Raw genomic sequence first — 20,061 nt, 5'->3', positions numbered from 1 at the left:
TTAATGCTCGGTACTTGCGGTTTGCGGTTCGAGGCGGGCGATCAGTTCGGCCGCTAGGGTAAGGTAGGCTTGCGAGCCGCGGGCGGCACGGTCATACACGATGCCGGGCAAGCCGTGGCTGGGTGCTTCGGCCAGGCGGATATTACGCGGCACGACAGTATCGAAAACCTTGCCGCCAAAGTGGCGCGCCAGCTGTTCGGATACCTGCTGCGACAGGTTGCTGCGTGCATCGAACATGGTACGCAACAGGCCCATGATTTCAATGCGCGGATTCACCGCCGCACGCACTTTGCGCAGGGTGTTCACCAGGTCGGTCAGCCCTTCCAGCGCGTAGTACTCGCACACCATCGGAATCAGCACGCCCTGCGCGGCCACCAGACCGTTCAGGGTGAGCAGGTTCAGCGACGGCGGGCTGTCGATCAGTACGTAGTCGTACTCGCCAGACACCAGCTCCAGCGCGTTCTTCAGGCGGGCTTCGCGCGCCAGCTCCTGCACCAGTTCGATCTCGGCGGCCGACAGGTCGCGGTTGGCCGGCAGCACGTCATAACCGCCTTCTTTGGCTGGCTGGCGTACTTCTTCTACGGTGTGCTCGCCCATCAATACGTGGTACACCGACTTTTGCAAAGCACTCTTGTCGATGCCGCTACCCATGGTGGCGTTGCCCTGCGGGTCAAGGTCGACAATCAGTACGCGCCGGCCCTGCTCTACCAGGCTGGCCGCCAGATTCACGACGGTGGTGGTTTTACCCACCCCGCCCTTCTGGTTGGCCACAGCGATAATGCGGGCTGTCATTTTGCTACCACGCGTACCAGGTGGCGCTGTTCGGCATCCAGCCCCGGCACGTCCAGTTTTTTCACTTCGGCCACGGCAAAGTCTGCCGGCAGCTGGGCGATTTCTTCAAACGGGTAAACACCCTTCATGGCGACAAACTGGCCATCTGCGGCCAACAGGTGGCGCGACAGCTTGACGAACTCGGCCAGCTCGGAGAAGGCGCGGCTGGTAATACGATCGAATTTCTCTGCCGGCTGGTAGGCTTCTACGCGCTCGGTGATCACTTCCACGTTATCCAGCTTCAGCTCGATGACAGCCTGGCGCAGGAAGGTGGTTTTCTTGTGGTTAGCGTCCAGCACCACCACTTTCAGATCAGGGCGCGCAATCGCGGTAGGAATGCCCGGCATACCGCCACCCGAGCCCACGTCCAGCATGCGCGTGCCGCCGGCCAGCTGTGGCACCAGGGTCAGACTATCCAGCAAGTGGTAGCTCACCATGCGGTCTTTATCGCGAATGGCGGTGAGGTTGTAGGTCTGGTTCCACTTGGCCAGCAGGCCCAGATAGCCTTCCAGCAGGTCGATCTGTGCGTCGGACAAATCCAGGCCGATAGCGGCCAGGCCCTGGGTGAGTTCTGCGCGATGCGTCATGATGTTCGGAATACGGTGTGTAAGTTGACCCGATTGTAACGGGTATCAAAAACAAATGCGCCCCGAAGTCGCTACCCCGGAGCGCAGTGCAACAAAAAGACCCTTAACCTGCGCTGCGTGCTTCGCTGAAACCACGCTTGAGGTGTACCAGCAGCAAGGCTACGGCGGCTGGCGTAATGCCCTGGATGCGCGAGGCTTGCCCCAGCGTTTCCGGGCGATGCTGGTTCAGCTTTTGCGACACTTCTTTCGATAAGCCTTTTACCAGCGCGTAATCGATGTCCAGTGGCAGTTTTACGTCGTCCAGCTGTTCACGCTTGGCGACTTCTTCGTTCTGGCGGTCGATATAGCCCTGATATTTGATCTGGATTTCCACTTGCTCGGCCACCACCTCGTCCTGCACGCCCTCCCCTGCCAGCGACAGCTTCATCAGCTCGGTGTAGGCCACATTGGGGCGGCGCAGCAGGTCGGCCAGCGTGTATTCGCGTGCCAGCTTCTGGCCCACGATGGCTTCGTCTTCACCCGGCTGCAACTTGCCTGGCTGTACCCAGGTACTGGTAAGGCGCTGTTTTTCGGCCTCGACGGCATCGCGTTTGCGGCAGAAAGCGTCCCACTGCGCATCGCCGATCAGGCCCAGCTTGCGGCCAACTTCGGTCAGGCGCAGGTCGGCATTGTCTTCGCGCAATTGCAGGCGGAACTCAGCACGGCTGGTAAACATGCGGTAAGGCTCGGACACGCCCAACGTGGTGAGGTCGTCCACCAGCACGCCCAGGTAGGCTTCGTCGCGGCGCGGGCACCAGCCATCCTGTTCGCGGGCGTACAAGCCGGCGTTCAGGCCGGCCAGCAGGCCTTGCGCGGCGGCTTCTTCGTAGCCGGTGGTGCCGTTGATCTGACCAGCAAAGAACAAGCCCTGGATAGCCTTGGTTTCCAGCGTGGACTTCAGGCCGCGCGGGTCGAAGTAGTCGTACTCGATGGCATAGCCCGGGCGCAGGATATGGGCATTTTCCAGGCCGCGCATGGAACGCACGGCGGCCAGCTGGATGTCGAACGGCAGGCTGGTGGAGATCCCGTTGGGGTAGTACTCGTGCGTGGTCAGGCCTTCCGGCTCCAGGAAGATCTGGTGGCTTTCCTTGTCGGCAAAGCGGTTGATCTTGTCCTCGATGGAGGGGCAGTAGCGCGGGCCCACGCCTTCGATCACGCCGGTAAACATCGGGCTGCGGTCAAAACCGCTGCGGATGATGTCGTGGGTCTGCTGGTTAGTATGCGTGATCCAGCACGGCAGCTGTTTTGGGTGCATGGCGCGGCTGCCACGGTAGGAAAACACCGGCTCCGGCGTATCGCCTGGCTGCGCTTCCATGACCGAAAAGTCGATGGTGCGACCATCAATACGCGGCGGAGTGCCGGTTTTCAGGCGGCCAACCGGCAGGCTGAGCTCGCGCAGGCGTTCGCCCAGTGTGGAGGCTGCCTGGTCACCGGCGCGGCCGCCGGTATAGTTTTCCAGGCCCACGTGGATCTTGCCGGACAGGAAAGTACCCGCTGTCAGCACCACGGTCTTGGCGCGGAAAGTGATGCCGATGGCGGTGATGGCGCCGGCGACACGGTCGCCCTCGATCAGCAAGTCATCCACCGGCTGCTGGAACAGCATCAGGTTAGGCTGGTTTTCCAGCATCTCGCGGATGGCTGCCTTGTACAGCACGCGGTCGGCCTGGGCACGGGTTGCGCGTACAGCCGGGCCTTTACTGGCATTGAGCGTACGGAACTGGATGCCACCGATATCGGTAGCCAGCGCCATGGCACCGCCGAGCGCGTCCACTTCTTTTACCAGATGACCTTTGCCGATACCGCCAATAGACGGGTTGCACGACATCTGGCCCAGGGTTTCGATGTTGTGCGTGAGCAGCAGGGTCTGGCAGCCCATACGTGCAGCGGCCAAGGCGGCCTCGGTGCCTGCGTGGCCACCGCCTACTACGATTACGTCAAAGGTCGTCGGATAGATCATGGGTATTGTGCGAAAAGATCGGTCAAACAAAACCGGGTATTGTACGCCAAAAGCGCAAACTTTATAAGTCGTTGATTTTAATCACCCTGCTTGTCATGCGGGTTTCAAAAGACCGTCATCATCATGCCATGCCGGCTTCACGTCGCTGTCAAACTGCCTGCATAGCATGGTGGCACTACCTCTACCCGGAGTGCACGATGCAGCAAGGTCTCGAAACCGCTCTGCTGGCGCCAGCCAGCAAGCTGAGTGTACGTGTGGCGCACAGCGCCAAGGATATCCGTCGCGCACAAAAGTTGCGTTACCAGGTATTTGCCCAGGAAATGAGCGCCAAGCTGGCCTCTGCCGCCGAGGGCATAGACCGTGACGAATACGACCCCTATTGCGACCACCTGATCGTGGAAGACAACACCACCGGCAAAGTAGTCGGTACCTACCGCATGCTGCCGCCACACAAAGCGCGCCAGCTGCCCAGCCTGTATTCCGAACACGAATTCGACATGAGCCGCCTGGCCGGCATCCGCGACCATATCATCGAAATCGGCCGCTCCTGCGTACACAAGGACTACCGCCGCGGTGCGGTCATCGCCCTGCTGTGGGCCGGCCTGGCCGACTACGTACGCCAGCACGGTGGCCAATACCTGGCAGGCTGCGCCAGCGTCAGCCTGGCCGACGGCGGCCACCAGGCCGTTAGCCTGTACCGCCTGCTGGAAAGCAAAAACCTGTCCCCCGCGGAATGGCGTGTAACCCCGCACCTGCCCTTGCCGCTGGGCGAAGTGCACGACGACAGTCAGGTGCCCGTACCGCCGCTGATCAAGGGCTATCTGCGCGCTGGCGCCTGGGTGTGCGGCGAGCCGGCGTGGGACCCGGATTTCAACTGTGCCGACTTCTTCATGCTGCTGCCGATGAGCCGTCTGGACATGCGCCATCAGCGTCACTTCGCGGGCTGACCTCTCCCGGCCCGTCCCGCCCAAGGTTGGCCGCACGCCCGTGCGGCCAACCTTTCGCTACAATCGGGGCATGAGCTACACACTGCACCCTATTGGCCTGATCAACTCGCCGTATCAGGAAAAGTTCGGTATACCACGCCAACCGGCGCTGGCACCATCCGCCCCGGTCAGCCTCACCCTGCTGCCACCCTACAACCAAGCCGACTGCGTGCGCGGCCTGGAAGCGTTTTCCCATGTGTGGCTGACGTTTGTCTTTCACGAAACCCTGGCCCGTGGCTGGCAGCCGCTAGTGCGCCCGCCGCGCCTGGGCGGCAATAGCAAGGTAGGCGTCTTTGCCAGCCGTGCCACACACCGCCCCAACGGTTTGGGCCTGTCATTGGTCGAACTGAAAAGTATCGATACGCAACAAGGTGTCACCCTGCATCTGGCGGGGGCAGACCTGCTGCACGGCACACCGGTGCTCGACATCAAGCCCTACATCCCTTTTGTGGAAGCCAAACCGGATGCACGCGGCGGCTTTGTCGATGGCCCGCCCCCGCAGCTTGCCGTGCAGTGGCAGCCCAAGGCATTGGCAGACCTGCAAGCCTGGCACACGGCACCCGCATGGCTGCCCGGCTTGATAGACGAGGTGCTGGCGCAAGACCCGCGGCCCGCCTACCAGAACGACCCGACACGCGTCTACGGCATACGCCTGGCGCACTGCGACGTACGCTTTGCCATACAAGGCGATACGGTGCTGGTACTTGAAATAATCCCGCTTGCCCAGAACTAAGCCATGTTTCGCGTAGTCGAAACGCTGCCTGACCATCAGAGTCAGCTTACCTACTGGAGAATGAATCAATGATTACCCGAGCGAAGACGTCCATTCTGGCCCTCTCCCTCATTGCTGTGCTGGCCACGCCGTTTGCAGAAGCCGCACGCGTGGGTAAAGGCAAGAGCGCCGGCATGCAGCGCGCTACCCCTACCCAAAGCTTCTCGCAACAGAACGCCATTCCTGCCAAAACACCGACCCAGGTTGCACCACAGCAAAAAGGTTCTGGTATCGGTGGCATGGTAGCCGCTGGTGCAGCCGGTGCTGCAGCCGGCTATCTGCTGGGCTCGGCCATGGGTGATGACGACGGTGGCTTCCCGTGGCTGGCCGTAATCGGCGGCTCGCTGGCAGGCCTGGCGCTGCTGTCTTTCCTGCGCCGCCGCGCAACCAGCCAGCAAGCTGCCCGCCGTGCGCCTCCGCTGCAAACTCAGCCTATGCACTTCCAGCCCTCGCCTGCGGGTGCCAACGGTATTCCACCTATCGGCTCCGGCAATAACGCCATGGGCGGTAGCGGCCTGACCCCGCCACCGGCTTCGTTCCAGCGTCTGCCAGACGGCACGGAAGCACCGCATTTCCTGCGCCAGGCGAAAGCCACCTTCCTGCATCTGCAGAACCTCAACTCTGCCGACAGTCTGGAAGAAGTACGCAAGTACATGACCGCAGACCTGTTTAATGCGCTGAAAGACGACATGGCTGCCAATACCGAACCTGCCGACTTCCCGCAGCTGGACTGCCAGATTGTCGAGGCCACCGTAGAAAGCAGCCGCATGATTGCCAGCGTGCGCTTTAACGGCATGGTCAGCGAGACCGTAGGTGCACCGGCCGTACAGTTCAGCGAAACCTGGCACTACATCAAAGACGACAGCAGCAATGGTAAGTGGCTGGTGGCAGGTATCCAGCAGAACTAAGCCAAGGTTGGCCGCAACACGCAAAAAGGCATCTCCGGATGCCTTTTTTTATTTTGTCTGCCCTTACGCCACCCAGACCTGACAAGCGGACACACCCGCTTGCCGCTAACGGCATACATACCGCTGCCCATACACAGAAACAGGGCGAGGTGGCTCACCACACTCGCCCTGCTATTGGCCCATGAAGGCCCGCCTACTTCACCCCGGGCCCGGTCAGGCCATCAAAACCCAGCGACAGCAACATCTGCTGCTCGGCATCGGTACGCACCCCCTCGGCCACCACACCCAGGCCGATATTATGGGCAATATTGCATACGCCTTTCAGGAACGCCTGATTCCCCGCCTCCTGATCAATCTGCTGTACAAAGCTGCCGTCGATTTTCAGATAGTCGATACCCAGATCGTGCAGCTGCCCGATCAAGCTGAACTGGCGCCCGAAGTGCTCGATACCGACCTTGCACGGTAAATCTGCCAGCGCCAGGCACAGCACACGGAAGCGCTCAAAGCGCTGCACGATGCCGACCTCTGCCATTTCCAGCCACAAGCGCCCTGCAGCAACCCGGTGGGAACGAATCTGCTCTACCAGCTTGGCCACAAATTCGTCATCGGCCAACGACTCGGCAGCCAGGTTCACCGCAATCCCGCGGCAAGCCGGCTCGGCAGCCAGTTGCTGTAGCGCCAGAGACACTGCGGCCAAGTCCAGCGCCGCCACGCGGCGCGTGCGGATGGCCATCGGCATGAACTGGCCGGCAGGCAGCCACTCCTCCCCTTGCAGCAAACGCAACGGTGCTTCCTCGTGCAGCATGCCGCCGCTGGCGTCACGTACGGCAAAGCGCACCAGCTTGAGCTGCCGCGTAGCAATCGCTTCGTCCAGCACGCTGCCCCAGTGGTCAGCTGTCATGGCCAGCGGCTTATTAACATTCTCGTCGGCCAGCATCACGCGTACGCCGCCAGCCGCCTCGGACAAAGCCAGCGCGTTATCCAGCCGCGACATAATGTCGCGGATTGCATCACCATCACGCAGATCAGTGGCCGCCATTGCCAGACAGATATCTTGCGAAGCAAAGCTGCTCAGCAGCGCACCGAGCTCGTCATGCAAGGCCTCAAGCCGAACAGGCTCGGCCTGCGCACTACCCAGCAACAAGGCAAAATCAGCCCCGTTCAGGCGCGAAGCCAGGCTTTCCAGACCAAAACGCTCATGATCCCGCAGCACCGCACCAAACTGACTCAGCATTTCATCCGTTAACGGCCGGCCCAGCTTGGCATTCAGCTCCGCCAGACCATCGATACGCATCAACAGCAGCGTGCGCCCCTCCTTGTCGCGCTCCGCCAGCTCGGCCCCCAGCCGACCCATGAAATAGCCACGGTTAGCCAGGCCGGTAACACTGTCGAAGTTGATCTGGCGACGCAGCGCTTCAAGCCGGACCGCTTCCTCTTCAAACATCGCCTTTACGCGCATCACCATGGCATTCATGGCTTGTGCCAAACGGCCCATCTCGGGTCCATCCGGCTCCGGAATGGTAATGAAACGGCGCTGGGTGATGGACTTGGCCTGGTTCACAACCGACAACAGTTGCCGGCGGATGGTACTCACGCCCAGCGAGCCAATACCCCCCACAACCAAACCCGCCAGCAGCACCCAGAAAGACACATTCAACGCACCACGCCACAGCGACTCGTAAGCGTAACCGGCTTCGCTTTCCACCTGGATATGCCCTGCCTGCATCCAGCCACTGCTCACCATGGCCCGCGCCGGTGCCGGCACCAGGGTAAACACCTCGCGAAACCAGGCCGGCGTATCCCCCGCACGCTGGGCATTCTGGCGCAGGACCAATACCTTGCCCTTGGCATCCACCCAGCTGATCTGGCGGAAATGCCCTTGGTCGAATGCCGCATTGATCAGTGTCTCGCCCATCGCCGGGTCTGCCTGATTCTGCGTTATGAGCAAAGCCAGCGAATTGGCCGCGTCCGCACTTTGTGCGGCCAACTGCTGCTGCAAGTAGTCACGCGCATTGAACAAATTGGCCGTGAGGCTGCCTGCAGCCGCCAGCACCACTGCCGCGATAACCAGCATCCATAGCTGTTGAATCAAGGAAACGCGTTTCATGCCATCTTTCAGGAAATAAAGCCTTCGGTTTTCATCTTGTCGATAAGCTGACGCCAACGGGTCAACCTGTCCACACTGGAATTCGGATTAGGACCGCCGCCTACCCAGATACCGTCTGCATTGAAGCTGAATACCGGCTGCAGGTCAGCCCGCTGCGATGCAGGCCGGATAGTCGTGATGAGGTTATCCAGAATGAGCGGCTCGGCGGCCGGGTTCGCATAGTAGGCCAATACCATATGCGCCTGCGTTACCGTGCTGGCGGCACCGCCGATGCGGGCTTTGACGTAGGTCAGCCTCAGCTTCTGTGGGGCCACCCCCAGCTCGCGCAAAGTAAAATATTTGGCGATTGTATAATCTTCGCAATCGCCCGCGCCGCGCGCCATACTTTCCAAAGGCGTGGCCCAGTAGTCTGCTTGCTTCCACAAATCGACATCATCAACAAACTGGTAACGCTGATTGAAGAACTGGTTTACATCGCGCAGCATGCTCTGTTCGTTATTTTCTCGCTTGGCAGACAAAAGTAACTGCTGCCACTCCCGATATATACGGACAGCCTGGCCACCATAAAGCTGCTGCACGCGCTCTAGCGGCATTTCGGCCACCGCCAGCGCCGCGAGTAACAGCCACGCTGATAGCCTGATGAAACGACTCAACACCAAAGGTACGCCCATAGACTGGTTCCGCAGGATGGCTATAAATGCATCCGTCTTATCACGCAACAAGCGTATAGCAAGGCTGCAGGTTTTGCCACGTTTAGCTTGACACTTTAGCATTCACTTCCGAAAATACAGCACATAAAGCTTTTATTTAAAATACTTAGAACTGCTGCTTAATAATAAACTGTTCAATCATCACAGTATTCAATGAGGCTCTCATGAACTTTCGTCCTAAAAGCATCTCTGGCAGTACGCTTATCGCCTTGCTGGCTCTTTCGCTACCTATGGCCAGCCACGCCTTGGAGCTGAAAGACACCATTGAGCAAACCCTGAAGAACAACGCGGAAGTCCGCATGAAGTGGCACACATTCCGTGCCAGCCTGGAAGAGCGTGGCATTGCAGAGGCAGGGTTCAAGCCCACCGTCGACCTGAGCTACGCCACCGCACGCGAAAAGAACAAGACACCCACCTCCACTGGCGGCACGAGCACCAGCAGTTTCACCCGCCATGGTTACAATCTGGCCTTGAGCCAGAACATCTTTGCCGGCTTCATTACTACCAACCAAGTAAAACAGCTGGACTATACCAGCCGTGCCCGCTACTTCGAATACCTGGCGGCTGCCGAGCAACAAGGCCTGGAGTCGGTTCGTGCTTTTGTTGACGTTGTACGCTACAGCAAGCTGGTCAACATTGCCGAAGAAAACTACGCCATTCACAAAGGCATCTACGAGCAGATCTTGCAGCGCGTGACCCAGGGCGTAGGGCGCCGTGTTGACCTGGAGCAGATTGCCGGCCGCCTTGCATTGGCCGAATCCAACCTGGTAAACGAGCTTTCCAACCTGAATGATGTATCGGCTCGCTATGCACGCATTACAGGCGAAGCACCTGCAAACGAGCTGAAACTGCCGGGGCTCAATCTCGGCCTGATCCCTCCCGCCAATGACCTGATGGTACTGGCAGACAAGAACAACCCGTCGCTGCAAGCAGCCCGCGCCTTTTACCGTGCCGCCGAAGCTGAGATCGATGTTCGCCGTGGCGCCTTCTCCCCCACGCTTGACCTGCGTGCCAACAAGGCAGCGACCACCAACAAGGACGGCGTAAAAGGCCGTACCAATGAGCAAGCCATCGAGCTGGTGGTCAACATGAACCTGTACCGCGGCGGTGCAGATCGAGCTCGCCTTGCTTCCGCAACCGAGCGCCGTGACGAAGCCGAAGCACTAGGCGTAAAAGCCTGCCGCGATATGCGCCAGCAGGTTTCCATTGCTTATAACGACTCGGTTCGCATTAGCAGCCAGCTGGAATCGCTGCGTCAGCATCAGCTGTCTACAGAGAAAGCACGCGACGCTTATCGCAAGCAGTTTGATATCGGCCAGCGTACGCTGCTCGATATGCTGGATAGCGAGAACGAGCTGTTCGAGTCGCGCCGCGAGCTGTTGAACGCAGAACTGAACCAGCAGCTGGCCACTTACCGCGTATTGGGTGAGTCTGGCCGCCTGATGGAAGTCATGCAGCTGAAGCCAAAAGATGATGGCGTGGACAATGACACCGATCTGAGCGCCCCAAGCTGCCCAACCAGCTACGTGGCGCCAACACCACTGGATGCCAGCAAGATCCCCGCCCGCTCTTTCAATAGCGGTGCAGAGTTGGCACCCGTGGTTGCCAATACCGCACCAGTTGCCACGTCTCGCGACATTACAGTCAACCTGCAAGTACAGTTTGACCTGAACTCGGCCAAGATCCGCGCCGAAAGCCTGCCAATGCTTGACCAGCTAGCCACGACACTGCAAATGCCACAGCTGGTCCAGAAGCGCTTTCTGGTTGAAGGCCATACCGACAGCACAGGCAACCCGGCATCCAACCTTGTCTTGTCGCAACAACGTGCACAGAGCGTACAAGAGTACTTGGCAAGCCGTGGAGTACAAGCCAGCCGCATGGACAGCGTTGGCCGCGGCGATACACAACCGCTACCGAACAAGGCCGCCAATGACCCGCAAAATCGCCGTGTAGCGGTAGTTATGCAGGAAACTGTTGCCCGCGCTGCCCCAACACAAGCACCAGCCAGTGCTGCGCGTGTCGTGGCAGCACCCAATGCAAGCAAGCCGGCAGCAGCACCGCTGATCCGCCGCGCAGCACCTGCTGCACCAGCAACAAAATAAGCTATCTGCAAAGTCAAAAAGCCCGCACTAAACAGCGGGCTTTTTCTTTTGTTAGCCAACCTTGCGGCCAACAATCAACACCACAAAACAGTTACAAGCACCGCGGCCAGTGCCATGCCACGGCGCTTGTCAAACATGTGCTCTCATTGCGACCAGCGTTCGGCCTACACCTTGAAGCGTGTAATGCTGTGATCCAGTTCTTGTGACTGCTGTTTCAGGCCACCAGACAAACTGCTCGCCTCTGCCACCGCCAAGCGTGTCTGGTCATTCATCTGCGCAATCTGCTCCATATTCTGGGCGATATCCTGGCTCGCCACCCGCTGCTCCTGGATGGCTTGCACCATCTCGGCTACTTTTTCCTGAGCATGGATGGACGACTGGAATATCTGCTGCAAAGACTGGGCAACCTTGCCCGTACCTTCTACACCACTTTCCACCAGGGTATTGGCCTGCTGCATATTCTGGAACGCCTGTTGCGTATCGTGCTGTACCCCAGCGATACGGCTGGAAATCTCTGTTGTGGCCTGGCTGGTTCGCTCGGCAAGCTTGCGTACTTCATCCGCCACCACCGCAAAGCCTCGCCCGGTTTCGCCCGCGCGGGCAGCTTCGATGGCGGCATTCAGTGCCAACAGGTTGGTCTGGTCTGCGATCTCGCGAATCACACTGACAATATTGCCAATCTCGCTAGAACGCTGGTTCAGGCTATCAATCGTGCCGGACGTCTGGGCAATACTCTGGGCAATATGCTGGATCTGGCTAGCCGCGGTCTGAGCCATATCACTGCCAGCTCGAGCATCACTGGCCGTCTGGCGAGTCTGTTGCTCCACGCCCTCGGCATTATCAGCCAGCACACTCACGCTCACCGTCAGCTGCTCTACGGCAGCCGCACTAGCCGATGCCGCATTGGACTGGTTCACGGCTGCGTCATGGATCGCGTGACTCACACCAGACAGTTGCTCCGACGCCCCCACCAATTTCGCAGAGTGCCTATGGGAATCGCTTATCAGGTCGCGCACGGTCACAATCAGATGATTCAGCGCCTGGCCAGTTCGCCCAAGCTCGTTACGACCATAATCAGGAATAGCGACGGACAGATCTTTGCTACTGGCCAACTGTTCTGCCAAAAGCGTTATCTCGCCCAATGGCCGGCGAATAGACAAGGAAATCACCACAGCCGCCACCACCGCCGCTAACAATGCCAGTGCACTCAGCCCCAGCAGTAAACTTCGCGATGAAGCGATTTCAGCCTGAACCGCCTGCTGACTCAGCAAAGCATGCTGGCCAGCATTATCAACCAGCATGCGAGTGGTGCTCTCCATACCGCGCACTGCCTCCTTTACCGGCTCCAGTGCCTTATTACCGTCTTGAGGTGTAACCAGGCTACCCGCCTCGATCTGGCTAGCCACACTCTTCAGGCCACCCTCATAACGCTCCATGGCACCCAGCAGCGATTTGATGGCCCCCTGTTCTTCACTACTGGCCAACGTATCTGCCTCTTGCAGATGCTTGCGCACCTTGCTCACGCTCTCGAGCCATTTATCCAGATATTCTTTACGCTTCTCCACACTCTGAATATTCAGCAGCAAATCTTTTTCATAGCGGCGCAAATTACCCACCTCCGCTCTGACAGACTGAATATGCTGACTAAAAGCCAGGCTGCGATTGACCAAATCATCCAGGCTGCTACCTGCACGCCCCAGCGCCAGCAAACTGCTGCCCACAATCAATAGCAAGACCAGCAACATAAACGCGAAACCCAAACTAATGCGCGCTGTTACGGTGATATTTTTCAACATTGCCTTCTCCTTCTTCACATTCATGAACAGCCGCATCACCTGCCTGGGCATAACCCAGGCACTGCCTTGCAAGCATTCTGATATGTAGCCTGCGCCACGGCCTCTAGCGGCAAACCACGCAATTCCGCCAATACCGCAGCAATACGGGGCAAATTCTCCGGGCCATTCGGCTGGCCTTGCCCCCACTCTGGCGCCATGTCCGGGCCATCTGTTTCCAATACCAGAGCGGAAAGCGGCAAGGTAGCAGCCAAACGCCGGATGCGCTGCGACCCTTGATATGTCATCGCCCCGCCAAAACCCAGGCAGAAGCCCAAATCTATAAAAGCTTCGGCTTGCTGGAGGCTGCCGTTAAATGCGTGCGCCAGCCCTCCGCGCACCCGCACTTGGCGTAAGCACTTCAAAACACGATCTTGTGAACGGCGCACATGCAGAATTACCGGCAAGTCAAAACGTCGTGCCAGCGTCAGCTGGGCAAGCAGTAACGCCTCCTGCCGTGCTGGGTCCAGCCCAGGCACATAAAAGTCCAGCCCACACTCGCCAACAGCCACAGCCTTACCCTGCAACAGATACTGCTCCAGCACCGCAAGATGCTCATCCTCGTGCTGATCCAGATAAAGCGGGTGCAAACCTAGTGCGACATCCATGCCAAACTGGTTAGCCACCGCGATAGCGCGATCAAAAGTACTCACCGACACCGCAGGCACTATCGCGTGCACGACACCGGCCGCCTTGGCACGCGCCCAGCACTGCGCCACATCTGCAGCAAACTCAGGCGCATCAAAATGCAAGTGGGTATCAATAAGTGGCATAAGCGTGCAATAAATATGGGGCGACGGAGTATAAGCTAAACAGTTAATAGTGTAGACCACGCATCCGTTTTTCCATCCCGATATCGATAATTTTCCCAGCAGATATCTCTTTGTTTTTGCATAATTTTATCTAAACTATTAAATGAAACAAAAATGTAAAAATACCCATTTGAAATTCACAAATATCAATAAAATGTCAAAAGGCTATTTAGGTTCACAGATCATTTGAAAGGCCGTGGGCTTTGTTGCACAAATCAGTGCTTGCGTCCGTCCGGTAGAATGACCGCATGAGCAAGCCCCTTCCGCCCAAGTACCAAACCATCAACTGGCAGTCATACAACCAGTCCCTCAAGCAACGAGGGCAGCTCCTTCTCTGGCTCGACAAAGGCATGAACTGGTTGGCACCAGCTACCGGCAGGCGGGGACGGCAGCTAACTTTTTCTAATTCTGCCATCCAGTTCTGTCTCACCATCAAATGCCTCTTTGGCCTGGCGCTACGGCAAGCCACAGGTATGGTCGAAAGTATGTTGCGCCTGGCTGGCCTTGACTGGGCCGTCCCCGACTTCAGCACGCTTTCCCGCCGCCAGAAAGACCTGCAAGTCCGCATCCCGGTACAGAAAAAGCAAGGTTGTCTGCATCTCTTGGTGGATAGCACCGGCATCAAGATGATGGGTGAAGGCGAGTGGAAGGTGAAAAAGCATGGCGCTGATTACCGCCGCCAATGGCGCAAGCTGCATCTGGGCATAGATGCGCAAACGCTGGAAATCCGGGCAATGGAAGTGACCGACAATCGCACTGGAGATGCCACGATGCTGCCAGAGCTGCTATCGCAAATTCCGGCGGGAGAGGGACTGGTAACCGTCACCACGGATGGGGCGTACGACACACGCCTATGTTACGCAGCGATTGCAGAGCGTGGGGCGGCAGCCATCATTCCCCCACGTCGAAATGGCCAATTCTGGAAAGGGAATTTACGGGGCAATCAGGCTCGCAATGAGTCGCTACGAGCGGTGAAGTATCTGGGGCGCGCGCTCTGGAAAAAGTGGAGTGGCTACCATCGCCGCAGCTTGGTCGAAACGAAGATGCACAGTTTCAAATTGCTGGCAGATCGGGTTAAGTCACGGGACTTTGACCGGCAAGTAGCGGAGCTTCAAATCTGTGCAGCGATTCTGAATCGCTTCACAGCACTGGGCACGCCGCAAACGGTCCGTATGGGATAAATCCGTCTGGGGATTGGGGTAGTTCGACCTACGGCTGATTTGTGCAACAAAGCCGTAGCACACACAAATCTATACACAAAAAGGCTGGATGTAGCTGGATGCTGCTGGACGTTACAGGACAACAAAAAACCCGCAGAGCCTTGTGCTGTGCGGGTTTTATGGACTGCTTGGGATGTTGCTGGACTTTCTCGTGGTGCCCGGGGCCGGACTCGAACCGGCACACCTTGCGGCGGGGGATTTTGAGTCCCCTGCGTCTACCAATTTCGCCACCCGGGCGAGAAAATCAGAGGAACGCAGTATAGACGCGCCTTAGTCGCTTGTAAATATCACTCTGCGCTTTTGAGCTTCAGCGCGCAGTCATACAGCAGCTTTTTGTTCAGATCGTAGTGGGCAGCCACGATACCGGCGGCCTGCTTGGTGGGGAGTATTGCGGCCAACTCGGCCAGCAGGGACATGGCGGCAGCGGGTAATTCCTCATCGCCGGGTGCTAGCTGCGGAGCCGCATCAATAATCAGCACGCACTCACCACGTTGCTGGTTGCTGTCACTACGAATGCGCTCCAGCAGTTGGCCGGCAGGCAGGCGCAGGAAGGTCTCGAAGGTTTTGGTCAGCTCGCGTGCCAGTACCAGCTGGCGGTCCGGCCCCAGCGTGGCGACAATGTCTTCTACGCAATCCAGAATGCGGTGCGGCGCCTCGTAGCACACCACGGCATAGTCGGCTTGCGCCCACTGCTGCAGGGTTTTGCAGCGTGCCCCCTGTTTGGGCGGCAAGAACCCATGAAACAGGAATCGTGCCGTTTCCAGGCCACTGGCAGACATGGCGCCCACCACTGCGGACGCGCCAACAATAGGCACCACGCGCAGGCCGGCAGCCCACACGGCTTCGGCCAGGCGCGCACCGGGGTCGGAAATACCCGGCGTGCCGGCATCGGACACCTGCACGACGATTTTGCCCTCTTCCAGCCAGCGAATCACACTCGTCGCCATATCGCGCTCGTTATGCTCGCGCAGGCTGACCAGCTTTTTACTGATGCCATAGGCGCTAAGCAGGCTGCCGGTCACACGGGTATCTTCTGCCAGCACGATATCGGCAGCATGGAAGCTGGCGATGGCGCGCACAGTCACATCAGCCAAATTTCCAATGGGCGTTGCCACCACATATAATGCCCTTTCGACAAATGTTTCCCGAGCAGAATTCATCAAGTGATCAAGCGCTGTCTGCACGTTTTGGCTCCATGGTTATCCGGCTCTGCCGTCTTGTTGGCGGCAAGTGTAGCGATTGCACAATCCCCGGGCTACATACTTCAACAAAATCAGGTTTCACTGCAGCCTGCCACGGCCAAGGGCAACATGGCCCCTGCCACGCCAGCTGCGGCCAACCCTGCACCGGTTCCCGCCAAATTACCCGGCAAAACCAGGGGCGTGCATCTGGGCTTGATGCTCCCTGTGGAATCCAGCCAGCTGGGCGAAGCTGCCCAGGTAGTCAAGGCCGGCTTTGATGCTGCAGCGGCCGCAGATGGCAGTGTGGAAACCAGCTTTGTGGCGCTGCGCGACGAAAGCGACACCTCCGCGGCTTACCAGCAGCTGGTGGCCAATGGCGCGACATTCATTGTGGGCCCGCTGACCCGCCAGGGCGCTGCCAAGTTAGCGGCCAACAGCAAACTGCCCACTCTGGTCTTGAATGCACTGGACAAAGCCCCGCCAACAGGCAGCAAAGTGTGGAGCCTATCGGTAACGATTGAAACCGAGGCACAGCAGATTGCCCGCATGATGCGCGATGATGGCAGCCAGCAGCCGCTGATCCTGTTTGATAACGACAGCTTATCCCAGCGGCTGCGCCAGGCGTTTGCCGAAGAATGGCGCAACCGTACCGGCAAATCTGCGCGTGAATTGAATGTTTCCGCACTGACAACAGACCAACTGGATATCGAGCTGCGCATTGCCGACGCAGTTTTCCTGGCGCTGGACACCAAAGAAACCGAAGCGACGCGCGCGCTGCTGAACCCCGCGCTGCCGGCCTACGCTACGTCGCTGGCCAATGTGCGTAATCCAGGCTCTGCACTGACCGGCCTGCGCTTGATTGACATGCCCTGGCTGCTGATACCCAACCACCCCGAAACACGGCTGATTGCACGCCCGGCCAACCCGCTGAACAAGGCGACCGAGCGCTTGTACGCCCTGGGTGTCGACGCCTACCGCCTGGGTGCCGCCCTGGCCAGCAGTAAAAACCCCAGCCAGATTCGCCTGGGCGGGGTAAGTGGCGACCTGCGCATCGGCAAGGGCTGGGTAGTACAGCGTGATCTGCCCGGCAGCGTGATTGGCGCCCAGTAATGAGCCGGGCCAGCGGCAATCTCTTTGAAGACCAGGCTTGTGCCTTTTTGCAGGCACAAGGCTTGAGCTTGCTGGCACGCAACTGGTCTTGCCGCTTTGGCGAAATAGACCTGATCATGCAGGATGGCAAGTACCGGGTGTTTGTAGAAGTACGCGCCCGCAGCAGCAGCCAATATGGCGGCGCCGCCGCCAGCATCAGCGCGGCCAAATGTCGCAAATTGCAGGCTGCGGCCAACCTTTACCTGAGCCAGCATCACCTGAACAGCCCCTGCCGTTTTGACGCGGTGCTGTTTGAAGGGACGGCACCGCCGTTATGGCTCAAGAACATCATCAGCTAGGTGTAGCGCCGGCTGAGCAAAAAGGATAGACGATGGACTTGATCGATCGCGCCAGCGGACATTTCCGCGAAAGCATTGCCACCCAGCAGCTCGTCATGGAAGAGCTGGCCCCCGCCATTGCCGTGGCTGCGGAAAAAATGGTGGCCAGCCTGATGAACGAAGGCAAGATTCTGGCTTGTGGCAATGGCGGGGGCGCAGCCGTTGCCCACCACTTTGTGACCAATATGCTGGGGCATTTCGAAAAAGAACGCCCGGGCCTGGCAGCGCTGTCGCTCTCGCATGACAGCCCGGCGCTAACTGCCATTGGCAACCAATACGAGTTTGACCTGATCTACTCCAAGCAGGTACGGGCCATAGGCCACCATAACGACCTGCTACTGGTGATTAGCAGCTCCGGGCAGTCGGCCAACATTGTGGAAGCCATCTATGCCGCCCACGAGCGCGGCATGGGCGTGATTGCGCTGACCGGCAACGATGGTGGCCAGGTTGCCGAAATCCTGTCACCCGAAGATCTGCACCTGAACGTGGCGGTAACCCGCACCGCACGTATCCAGGAAATACATTTGCTGGTTATCCACGCCCTGTGTGATGCCATCGATTACATGCTGCTGGGAGGAGACTGAATGACACCCCGCCTGAAAAGCCTGACCCTTGCCGCACTGCTTGCGGCCAACCTCAGTGCCTGCTTTCCGCTGGTAGCGGGTGGCGTGGCCGCCAGCGCGCTGGTGGTAACCGATCGCCGCACCAGTGGTACCTATGTAGAAGACCAGGGTATCGAGCTGAAAGCCGTGCGCCAGCTTAGCGAACGCTTTGCCGGCAGCCACGTAAACGCTACCAGCTACAACCGTGCCGTACTGCTGACCGGCGAAGCGGAAAGTGAAGCCCAGAAGGCCGATATCGAGCTGATGATACGCGGCATCCCCAATGTACGACGCGTATACAACCACCTGGTGGTAGCGCCCGTCACCACGCTGGCACAGCGAAACAACGATACCTGGCTAACCACCAAAGTACGTGCCCGCCTGCTGGAAGGCCAGGGCTACCCGCCCAATGCCATTAAAGTCGTCACCGAGCGCGGCGTGGTCTACCTGCTAGGCCTGGTAAGCGATGCAGAAGGCGAAGCCGCATCGCAAGTGGTGGCCAAAACCGCTGGCGTACGCCAGGTGGTGACCCTGTTTGACCCGATTACTGCGCCTTAAGCACGACCCCATAACAAAACACCGGGCCCAGGCCCGGTGTTTTGCTTTTGCCAATGCCCGTGTCTACTTGGGCAGCATCACGTCCGAACACAGCACGTGCATCTGTTCGTCGATCTCGATCGCCATCGATAGGGTCACACAGGTACGCGTGTCGGTCATCGACAGATAAGGCTCGCTCATATACAGCACACCCGGCTGGTCGATGGCGTGCTGGAAATAGCTACGGCGTGACCAAACGGCGCCTGTGGTGTCTTCCAGCGGGGCAAAGCGCAAGCGGTTTACTTCGGACAACTCGCGCACATTCAGGTTACGCCCCAGCTGGCGGCCTTCCTGATCCAGCAAGAAACAACGAATCACATCCGGCAGGCTCAGCATGGGCTGTGCGGCCAACCTGAACTCGTTGCCCTGCATCAGGGCAATGGCCGTTTGCACAAAGGCCTGGCGTGACAGCTCCAGCTGGCGGCGGTTCAGCTTGCGGCGCAACAGCTCGCGGTTCATCAGCTCGTCCCACTTGGCGTCCAGCCGCGGGGTAATTTGCTCATCACGGTCTGGCACCAAAGCGGGCATGGCAACATAGAAGCCCTGCACCAGATCGCAGCCGGAATCCAGCGCTACCACCACGTCCGACTCGCTCTCCACCCCCTCCACCACTACCAGTGCACCAATTTCGTGCATCAATCGCACCAAGCGCGACAAAAGGGTGCGGGTGCGCTGCTGGTTTACCGCGCTGCGCAGCAGGTGGCGGTCAAACTTGATGAAGTCGGGCTCCAGGCTGCACACCCGGTCCAGATTGGAATGCCCGACACCAAAATCATCAATGGCTAGCAGGCAGCCTTGCTCGCGCAACAGCGCCACCCCTTCCAACAAGCCGGCATCCAGCTCCAGAGCCTGCTCCAGCACTTCCAGCACGATCAGCTGCGGCGGGATGCCCGAGTCGGCAATGATCTGCTGCAGCTGCTGCACATAGTTCAAGTCGGCCAGGGTAACGGCGTCGATATTGAGAAACAGCCAACGCTGGGCTGCCGGAGTGCGGGCGAAATGCTGGCAATGGGCTCGTACCACGGCCAGGTCCATGGCGGCACGTTCATCACGGCGGATGTAGCGCTCGTAGACCTGCGGCGGGCTCAGCGCCTTGCCTTGCTCGGTCGCGCGCAGCAGCGCCTCCATCCCCACCGTACGGCGGTGAGCCAGGCTGTAAATGGGCTGAAAATGGGAGTCTAGCGACAAGCCATCCCGCATTGGTAAGTTTTCCACAGCAGCGCTCCAGCGAATGATAGGGGCAGTATAGCAATTGCCGTTCCAGTGTATGGATACTTGGCCGAACACCACGTGGCGTTTGGTACAGGTATAAAAAAGAGCCGGCTAGCCGG

The 20,061-nt window shown here is 58.9% G+C and carries 18 protein-coding genes and 1 tRNA gene; 9 read left to right on the top strand and 10 right to left on the bottom strand.

Annotation, left to right across the window (positions count from 1 at the left end; all coding sequences use genetic code 11):
* The 3 genes from LCH97_RS14170 to mnmG form a co-directional block, all read right to left on the bottom strand.
* Complete coding sequence (locus tag LCH97_RS14170) at positions 1–792, bottom strand: ParA family protein (RefSeq protein WP_227302263.1); 792 nt, start codon at positions 790–792, stop codon at positions 1–3.
* Positions 789–1,418 carry a 16S rRNA (guanine(527)-N(7))-methyltransferase RsmG gene (gene rsmG / locus LCH97_RS14165; protein ID WP_017509497.1) on the bottom strand — a complete coding sequence of 210 codons (630 nt, stop codon included), beginning with the start codon at positions 1,416–1,418 and terminating at the stop codon, positions 789–791. The genes LCH97_RS14170 and rsmG overlap by 4 nt, the downstream gene beginning before the upstream one ends.
* A gap of 103 nt (positions 1,419–1,521) precedes the next feature.
* Positions 1,522–3,414: a tRNA uridine-5-carboxymethylaminomethyl(34) synthesis enzyme MnmG gene (gene mnmG / locus LCH97_RS14160; protein ID WP_227302262.1), complete on the bottom strand. Its 1,893-nt coding sequence runs from the start codon at positions 3,412–3,414 to the stop codon at positions 1,522–1,524.
* Between the two features lie 197 nt (positions 3,415–3,611).
* Between mnmG and LCH97_RS14155 the strand changes: the two genes are divergently transcribed.
* The 3 genes from LCH97_RS14155 to LCH97_RS14145 all read left to right on the top strand — a co-directional run bounded on the left by LCH97_RS14155 (position 3,612) and on the right by LCH97_RS14145 (position 6,080).
* Positions 3,612–4,361 (top strand): GNAT family N-acetyltransferase, encoded by a 750-nt coding sequence (locus tag LCH97_RS14155; protein WP_227302261.1) that lies wholly within the window; start codon positions 3,612–3,614, stop codon positions 4,359–4,361.
* 70 nt (positions 4,362–4,431) lie between these two features.
* A complete protein-coding gene (gene tsaA / locus LCH97_RS14150) occupies positions 4,432–5,133 on the top strand; it encodes a tRNA (N6-threonylcarbamoyladenosine(37)-N6)-methyltransferase TrmO (RefSeq protein ID WP_227302260.1) in 702 nt (233 codons plus the stop codon).
* Positions 5,134–5,201: 68 nt separating this feature from the next.
* Positions 5,202–6,080, top strand: coding sequence for a Tim44 domain-containing protein (locus tag LCH97_RS14145; protein ID WP_227302259.1), 879 nt, complete (start codon positions 5,202–5,204; stop codon positions 6,078–6,080).
* Positions 6,081–6,273: 193 nt separating this feature from the next.
* Here LCH97_RS14145 and LCH97_RS14140 read toward each other — a convergent pair whose 3' ends face one another.
* Together LCH97_RS14140 and LCH97_RS14135 are read right to left on the bottom strand one after the other, a co-directional pair.
* Positions 6,274–8,187, bottom strand: coding sequence for an EAL domain-containing protein (locus tag LCH97_RS14140; RefSeq protein WP_227302258.1), 1,914 nt, complete (start codon positions 8,185–8,187; stop codon positions 6,274–6,276).
* An 8-nt stretch (positions 8,188–8,195) separates the two neighbouring features.
* Positions 8,196–8,858, bottom strand: a complete 663-nt coding sequence (locus LCH97_RS14135; protein WP_227302257.1) for a transglutaminase-like cysteine peptidase — start codon at positions 8,856–8,858, stop codon at positions 8,196–8,198.
* 203 nt (positions 8,859–9,061) lie between these two features.
* Between LCH97_RS14135 and LCH97_RS14130 the strand changes: the two genes are divergently transcribed.
* Positions 9,062–10,999 (top strand): TolC family outer membrane protein, encoded by a 1,938-nt coding sequence (locus LCH97_RS14130; RefSeq protein WP_227302256.1) that lies wholly within the window; start codon positions 9,062–9,064, stop codon positions 10,997–10,999.
* A gap of 164 nt (positions 11,000–11,163) precedes the next feature.
* Here LCH97_RS14130 and LCH97_RS14125 read toward each other — a convergent pair whose 3' ends face one another.
* Together LCH97_RS14125 and LCH97_RS14120 are read right to left on the bottom strand one after the other, a co-directional pair.
* Entirely contained in the window at positions 11,164–12,795 is a 1,632-nt protein-coding gene (locus LCH97_RS14125; protein WP_227302255.1) for a methyl-accepting chemotaxis protein, read from the bottom strand.
* 35 nt (positions 12,796–12,830) lie between these two features.
* Complete coding sequence (locus LCH97_RS14120; RefSeq protein ID WP_227302254.1) at positions 12,831–13,664, bottom strand: TatD family hydrolase; 834 nt, start codon at positions 13,662–13,664, stop codon at positions 12,831–12,833.
* A gap of 227 nt (positions 13,665–13,891) precedes the next feature.
* Here LCH97_RS14120 and LCH97_RS14115 point away from each other — a divergent pair, with 227 nt between their 5' ends.
* Positions 13,892–14,824 carry an IS5 family transposase gene (locus LCH97_RS14115; protein WP_227302253.1) on the top strand — a complete coding sequence of 311 codons (933 nt, stop codon included), beginning with the start codon at positions 13,892–13,894 and terminating at the stop codon, positions 14,822–14,824.
* A 191-nt stretch (positions 14,825–15,015) separates the two neighbouring features.
* On the opposite strand, the gene LCH97_RS14110 is transcribed toward LCH97_RS14115, so the two are convergent.
* Together LCH97_RS14110 and rsmI are read right to left on the bottom strand one after the other, a co-directional pair.
* A tRNA-Leu gene (locus tag LCH97_RS14110) sits at positions 15,016–15,100 on the bottom strand.
* A 50-nt stretch (positions 15,101–15,150) separates the two neighbouring features.
* The gene (rsmI, locus tag LCH97_RS14105; RefSeq protein WP_227305370.1) at positions 15,151–16,023 is read right to left on the bottom strand and encodes a 16S rRNA (cytidine(1402)-2'-O)-methyltransferase; all 873 of its coding nucleotides are present in this window, start codon (positions 16,021–16,023) and stop codon (positions 15,151–15,153) included.
* Positions 16,024–16,173: 150 nt separating this feature from the next.
* On the opposite strand from rsmI, the gene LCH97_RS14100 reads away from it, so the two are divergent.
* The 4 genes from LCH97_RS14100 to LCH97_RS14085 are packed head-to-tail and all read left to right on the top strand — an operon-like array spanning position 16,174 to position 18,691.
* Entirely contained in the window at positions 16,174–17,154 is a 981-nt protein-coding gene (locus tag LCH97_RS14100) for a penicillin-binding protein activator (RefSeq protein ID WP_227302252.1), read from the top strand.
* Entirely contained in the window at positions 17,154–17,492 is a 339-nt protein-coding gene (locus LCH97_RS14095; RefSeq protein WP_227302251.1) for a YraN family protein, read from the top strand. The genes LCH97_RS14100 and LCH97_RS14095 overlap by 1 nt, the downstream gene beginning before the upstream one ends.
* Positions 17,493–17,524: 32 nt before the next feature.
* On the top strand, positions 17,525–18,115 hold the full coding sequence (locus LCH97_RS14090; RefSeq protein WP_227302250.1) for an SIS domain-containing protein: 591 nt from the start codon (positions 17,525–17,527) through the stop codon (positions 18,113–18,115).
* A complete protein-coding gene (locus LCH97_RS14085) occupies positions 18,116–18,691 on the top strand; it encodes a BON domain-containing protein (RefSeq protein WP_227302249.1) in 576 nt (191 codons plus the stop codon).
* 63 nt (positions 18,692–18,754) lie between these two features.
* On the opposite strand, the gene LCH97_RS14080 is transcribed toward LCH97_RS14085, so the two are convergent.
* Positions 18,755–19,945 carry an EAL domain-containing protein gene (locus LCH97_RS14080; protein WP_227302248.1) on the bottom strand — a complete coding sequence of 397 codons (1,191 nt, stop codon included), beginning with the start codon at positions 19,943–19,945 and terminating at the stop codon, positions 18,755–18,757.
* Positions 19,946–20,061: the final 116 nt, after the last annotated feature.

The sequence above is a fragment of the Vogesella sp. XCS3 genome (assembly GCF_020616155.1).
GTDB lineage: Bacteria > Pseudomonadota > Gammaproteobacteria > Burkholderiales > Chromobacteriaceae > Vogesella.
Note: the sequence above shows the minus strand (reverse complement) of the source record. Positions and strands in the feature narration are given on the sequence as shown.

Bases quoted from the DNA above. Each gene is read 5' to 3' on its own strand.
- rsmI (WP_227305370.1), bottom strand. From the start codon at position 16,023: ATGAATTCTGCTCGGGAAACATTTGTCGAAAGGGCATTATATGTGGTG.
- LCH97_RS14100 (WP_227302252.1), top strand. From the start codon at position 16,174: ATGGCCCCTGCCACGCCAGCTGCGGCCAACCCTGCACCGGTTCCCGCC.
- LCH97_RS14125 (WP_227302255.1), bottom strand. From the start codon at position 12,795: ATGTTGAAAAATATCACCGTAACAGCGCGCATTAGTTTGGGTTTCGCG.
- LCH97_RS14090 (WP_227302250.1), top strand. From the start codon at position 17,525: ATGGACTTGATCGATCGCGCCAGCGGACATTTCCGCGAAAGCATTGCC.
- LCH97_RS14130 (WP_227302256.1), top strand. From the start codon at position 9,062: ATGAACTTTCGTCCTAAAAGCATCTCTGGCAGTACGCTTATCGCCTTG.
- LCH97_RS14155 (WP_227302261.1), top strand. From the start codon at position 3,612: ATGCAGCAAGGTCTCGAAACCGCTCTGCTGGCGCCAGCCAGCAAGCTG.
- rsmG (WP_017509497.1), bottom strand. From the start codon at position 1,418: ATGACGCATCGCGCAGAACTCACCCAGGGCCTGGCCGCTATCGGCCTG.
- LCH97_RS14115 (WP_227302253.1), top strand. From the start codon at position 13,892: ATGAGCAAGCCCCTTCCGCCCAAGTACCAAACCATCAACTGGCAGTCA.
- tsaA (WP_227302260.1), top strand. From the start codon at position 4,432: ATGAGCTACACACTGCACCCTATTGGCCTGATCAACTCGCCGTATCAG.
- mnmG (WP_227302262.1), bottom strand. From the start codon at position 3,414: ATGATCTATCCGACGACCTTTGACGTAATCGTAGTAGGCGGTGGCCAC.
- LCH97_RS14145 (WP_227302259.1), top strand. From the start codon at position 5,202: ATGATTACCCGAGCGAAGACGTCCATTCTGGCCCTCTCCCTCATTGCT.
- LCH97_RS14095 (WP_227302251.1), top strand. From the start codon at position 17,154: ATGAGCCGGGCCAGCGGCAATCTCTTTGAAGACCAGGCTTGTGCCTTT.
- LCH97_RS14170 (WP_227302263.1), bottom strand. From the start codon at position 792: ATGACAGCCCGCATTATCGCTGTGGCCAACCAGAAGGGCGGGGTGGGT.
- LCH97_RS14140 (WP_227302258.1), bottom strand. From the start codon at position 8,187: ATGAAACGCGTTTCCTTGATTCAACAGCTATGGATGCTGGTTATCGCG.
- LCH97_RS14085 (WP_227302249.1), top strand. From the start codon at position 18,116: ATGACACCCCGCCTGAAAAGCCTGACCCTTGCCGCACTGCTTGCGGCC.
- LCH97_RS14135 (WP_227302257.1), bottom strand. From the start codon at position 8,858: ATGGGCGTACCTTTGGTGTTGAGTCGTTTCATCAGGCTATCAGCGTGG.